The sequence below is a fragment of the Falseniella ignava genome, assembly GCF_002847645.1.
Classification (GTDB): Bacteria; Bacillota; Bacilli; order Lactobacillales; family Aerococcaceae; genus Falseniella; species Falseniella ignava.
Genome location: NZ_PKHE01000032.1, coordinates 1 through 4,729, shown reverse-complemented (window position 1 = coordinate 4,729; position 4,729 = coordinate 1). Strand labels below are relative to the sequence as shown.

Below are 4,729 nucleotides of genomic sequence, written 5' to 3'. Positions count from 1 at the left end.
AGTTCTACAAGAAAATATATTAAGTTTGATCAATGAGTGACCGGTAAAACATTGTATAGTATTTTACACAGGATTGTGGACTTGACTTTATTTTATGAGAAGTTTGCTTTTACTACAGCTATACTTAAATTACTCAAAAGTTTTCACTCCAATCTGAATAAATTCTAAAACCATTTTACCAAAAAACTATGTTATTAACTAGATTCATAAAATCCTAAAAAGACATATCTTGCCTCCTTTAAATTAATTATTTATACTCCCGCTTTGTTATTTTTCTATCCTAATTATTTCCATACTGGAAAGACCAATTTCAATACATTTATCATTGATAACAACTTCCTTGACCAACTGATTCGTCAAAGCCTCATCATACTCTTCCAGCCGAGTGCGTTCGAGTACAGGTATAGATTAATTTAGGTGCTGTGAGAGTTTGGTTTGGTTAACACTTATTCAGAATCTCGGCGCACTATATTATCTTCTATTAATCTTAATAATCTTTTCATACCATAAGATTGTTCAGGGGATGATAATTTAAAAACATATCTTGTTGAACGACCTTTACCTATAACATCAATCATATTTTTTTCTAGCAAATCGTTAATGGTAGTTCTAAACATATGATTTTCCATTGACAATTTTTCATTAGCCTCACTTCTACTAATTGATTGGTGTTCGACTAAATAATACAGTATTCTCTGCTGCTCTTCAGGGTATGTTTCAAAGGTTTTTTCCAAATCGACTTTCCAAATTCTTACTACTGTTCGATTTTGTTCTCTAATTACTTCTGGTAATTTTAATCTATATTTCGATGCAACATCAAAAATACGCGGACCTCCACTACCTGCTTTTTCTGAAATTCTAATCCTGCGCATGATAGATGACATGGTATGGTTTCTAATATTCGAGTTTCCTCCATGAATGAATTCATCAACAGTTATTCTCATCTTTCCGGGATTTATAAATTCATAATAATCCGGATAAGCATTAATTCTAATTGGAGTATCGGAATCGTAATAAGCATGCATTAATGAATTGACTAGAGCCTCCCTCACCGATGTCAGCAAATCCGATTTGAACGGCAATCGCATTTTCGTGCTTTCATCCAGCACAAACTCATCCTTTATTGATAATTTCAATTTGTCTATAGCCAATCTCAGAAAGCTAAAAACATTTAATTCAGGGAAGGCTGCATCTCCTGTAGAGATTCGATCAACCCAGTCTGTCACTAAAGAAGACTCTTTTTCAAAATAATCAAGTTGAAAACCAGGGAATCTATCAGTTATCGCATGAAATTTACCGAAAAACAACAGGCCCCCTGTAGTGATATAATATTTTCCATCGCCTTGTCTATCTTTCCGTAAAGCTCCAATTTCAATTAACATTGCTTCATGACTCATTTCAAGATATTTTTCATTTTTAGTTTGATCAAAAAGCAATTTTTTATAAACTTCTAAATCATCCTCATTTAAATCTCCTATATCATAATTTTTAAGTAACTCATTATCTGTTACTTCATGAGAGCCTACTACCAGTGCTTTGTATTTTTCTGTTGAGAGCTTTCTGTCGCCTTCACCCAATCGCTCATATGCTAACCGGGGGTTATTCTTTAGATAAATTGGTTTTAAATTATATGGTGCTTCTGGGATATGAACGAAAATGACATTTGTGCCATCCTCTAGATTTATAATTCGAACATCTTCATCTTCAATAATATTTGCGCTAACTTTTTGAGTGTTATTAAGCAAGTTAAACAAATCATCTCTTAGTTTATAAGGATCATCTACTCCAGTCACTTCATTATTTTTCTCATCCACTCCAAATACCACTAGACCACCATCAGTATTGGCGAAAGCAGAATAAGTATCCCAGAATGAGTCTGGAACATTATTTTTTGCTTTTTTTAGTTCAACGTTCTTTCCCTCAGTTAACTCTAATAATTTTTTTTATCCATCTATATACCTCTATTTTTTCTATTTTAGCACGATTCACGCACGATTAATTTCTAAAAAGAGCCCTTTGTAAAGGGATTCTTTATTTATTTCTTGATTTTTTTGCACGATTCACGCACGATTCACGCACGATTTATTCATAATTATTCGCTTTATTTTCCTAATCTATCGAAAAAAAACTACCTTACGTGCGAAATAATTCTTCTAATAATTTTGCGAGTTTTAGGTTTCGAACCTATTATAGCAAAAAGAGAGACATTGAGCTATGCAGTGATGATGCATAGCCCAATGTCTCTCTTATTTGTCAATATTAATTATGTCCCTAGTCTTCAACTCGACTTCAATACATTCATCCTTAATGACCACTCCCTCGACCAATCGATTCGTCAAACCCTCACCATACTCCTCCAGACGAGTGTGCTGAGTTTTCAAAAAAGCCTTGATGTCCGATAAACGTCGCCGCTTTTCTTCATTAATCGCGTTTTGAATCATCAGCTCTTGCTTCTTTTCTCTAAGTTCATAGATTTGTTCCGCAATACGTTCATAATCTTCTTTCTGGTTAGCAGCTTGATTGAGTTGCTTTTGTAAGTAATGAAGCAGATCATCCACTTGTTCCACTGTCTGGTCATAGGTCTGATTCATAACCTGACTAATATTATGCTCTAATTGCTTTAAAAAAACCCTCTTTTCCCTCAATCATCTGGTTCAAGGCATCAACAACGGCTAGCTGCAAGACTTCTTCCTTGACTGTTCTGGCTGGACATTGGGTATGATTTTTAACTCGAGTTTCTCAAGGCCAGACAGTTGACTTACTTCCACGACTGCTCCACTTAATGCGTCGGAATATATCGCCACAGTAACTGCAGAACACTTTCCCTGTTAAAGCTTGCTTCCCTTGATGAAGCCGCTTCTTCTTTCATTTACCAGAGTAAAGGTTACTTCGCCTGGCTCTTTCTTGCTGGGCTAGATTAAAGATATCCTTAGAAACAATTGCTTCATGATTATTCTCAATGTAATACTGAGGAACTGTAACATCGTTATCAGTTCGCTGCTTCGTGAGACAATCCACTGTGAAAGTTTTCTGCAACAAGGCGTCTCCCATATATTTTTCATTGTTGATGATTCGGTTGATATCGTCTCCGGTCCAATTTAGCTTGCCTGACCCCGTTGGAATTTGATTTCTCATCTACCCTTTCGCAATCACTCCTGATATTCCCCCTATTAATTATTCAATAGGGTTGTTTTCTATCAAAAGTGGCTCAGTTTTCAATTAATATAGTGGCTCACTTTTAAGTTAACATATACAATCTTTAACATTAACTTTCGTATTTCGTAACGAAAAGTCAATAACTTCCTTACTTGCATTAATAAGTCCTTCAGGAACCATTGTTTAAATATTACCTCACTCTTTATACTTTTTACATACACATATCCAAAATCAAAAATTTAAATTTCATACAGTACCTTAATACCTTAATTATACAACAAAAGAGAGTCAAAGAACCATGTCTCCAGCAACATGATTCTTTGACTCTCTTATTTTTCAACCGTTATAATTTTTCCACACTTCAGCGTGACTTCTACTGATTCATCTTTAATTAGTATTTGTTCAACAATCCTCGTAACAAGACTTTCTTTATACTCTTCTAGTTTCGTATGTTGTGTTTTTAGGTAAGCCTTGATATCTGCCAATCTTCTTCGCTTTTCTTGGTTAGCTACATTTTCAATTAACAATTTTTCTTTCTTGGTTCGTAATTCAAAAATTTGATCCGCTATCTTCTCATAATCTTTATCTTGATTTGCCGCTAAGATTAAGGTCTCTTGTAAGGTTCTCAATTTGTCATTTAATCTCTCAACCTTTTCATCATGATCGTCCACTATTATTTTACTAATGATCGAATCCATTATTTTTAGATAGCTTTCTTTTTCATCAATCATCCGATTTAACGCATCAAGAACAATTTGATGTAATTCTTCTTCTTTGATATTTCTCGCATTACATTTTCGATAGTTATCAATTCGAGTGACGCAACGCCAAACGGTCGCTTTACTTCCTCGACTATTCCATTTCACTCTGCGATAAATATCACCACAATGTTCACATCTTACGATTCCGGATAAAGCATATTTTCCATGATGTAGTCTTCTAGTATTTTTCTTTCCTGTATATACATTGCTTCTTTTAGCTTTTTCCTGTTGAGCTAAATGAAATATTTCTTTGGAAACAATTGGTTCATGATTATCTTCAATATAATATTGGGGAACTTTCCCATCATTTTTTATCCGTTGTTTAGTTAAACAGTCGACAGTGTATGTTTTCTGAAGCAAGACGTCCCCCATATATTTCTCGTTACTAATTATACGATTTATATCTTCTCCCAGCCATTTCTTATTGCCTGCTCCTGTAAGAATACCATCTTTCATTAACCCTTTAGCAATCTGTCCTGTTCCACTTCCTTCGAGATACTCTTTAAATATTCTTCTAACCACTTTTGCTTGTTCCTCATTAATCACAAGCTCATCATTTTCATTCATGTCATATCCAAGGAAATTACTTGTACCAAATTCAACCACTCCATTTTGGTATCTATATCGTAGTCCCATCTTAATATTTTTACTCATTGACTCACTTTCTTGCTGAGCCAATGAAGCCATAATTGTAATGAGCACCTCACCTTTGGAGTCCATGGTGTGAGGTGACCCCCGAAAGTTAGAGTTAAAAACTAACTTTATGGGGGTCATTTTATGTCTAAAAAATATAGTTACGAATTTAAAATGCG

At 34.4% G+C, this 4,729-nt stretch carries 4 protein-coding genes and 1 pseudogene; all 5 read right to left on the bottom strand.

Annotation, left to right across the window (positions count from 1 at the left end; translation table 11 throughout):
- Positions 1 to 446 precede the first annotated feature (446 nt).
- Positions 447 to 1,025: an ATP-binding protein gene (locus CYJ57_RS08030; protein ID WP_280522425.1), complete on the bottom strand. Its 579-nt coding sequence runs from the start codon at positions 1,023 to 1,025 to the stop codon at positions 447 to 449.
- Positions 1,026 to 1,565: 540 nt separating this feature from the next.
- A pseudogene (locus CYJ57_RS08025) lies at positions 1,566 to 1,910 on the bottom strand (AlbA family DNA-binding domain-containing protein); the annotation flags it as partial.
- Positions 1,911 to 2,246: 336 nt separating this feature from the next.
- Positions 2,247 to 2,591 carry a hypothetical protein gene (locus tag CYJ57_RS07630; protein ID WP_143826757.1) on the bottom strand — a complete coding sequence of 115 codons (345 nt, stop codon included), beginning with the start codon at positions 2,589 to 2,591 and terminating at the stop codon, positions 2,247 to 2,249.
- Between the two features lie 274 nt (positions 2,592 to 2,865).
- Positions 2,866 to 3,135 (bottom strand): recombinase family protein, encoded by a 270-nt coding sequence (locus CYJ57_RS07625; RefSeq protein ID WP_101954775.1) that lies wholly within the window; start codon positions 3,133 to 3,135, stop codon positions 2,866 to 2,868.
- Between the two features lie 350 nt (positions 3,136 to 3,485).
- Positions 3,486 to 4,729: recombinase family protein (locus tag CYJ57_RS07620; RefSeq protein WP_101954774.1), on the bottom strand; the 1,244-nt coding region annotated here is incomplete at its 5' end.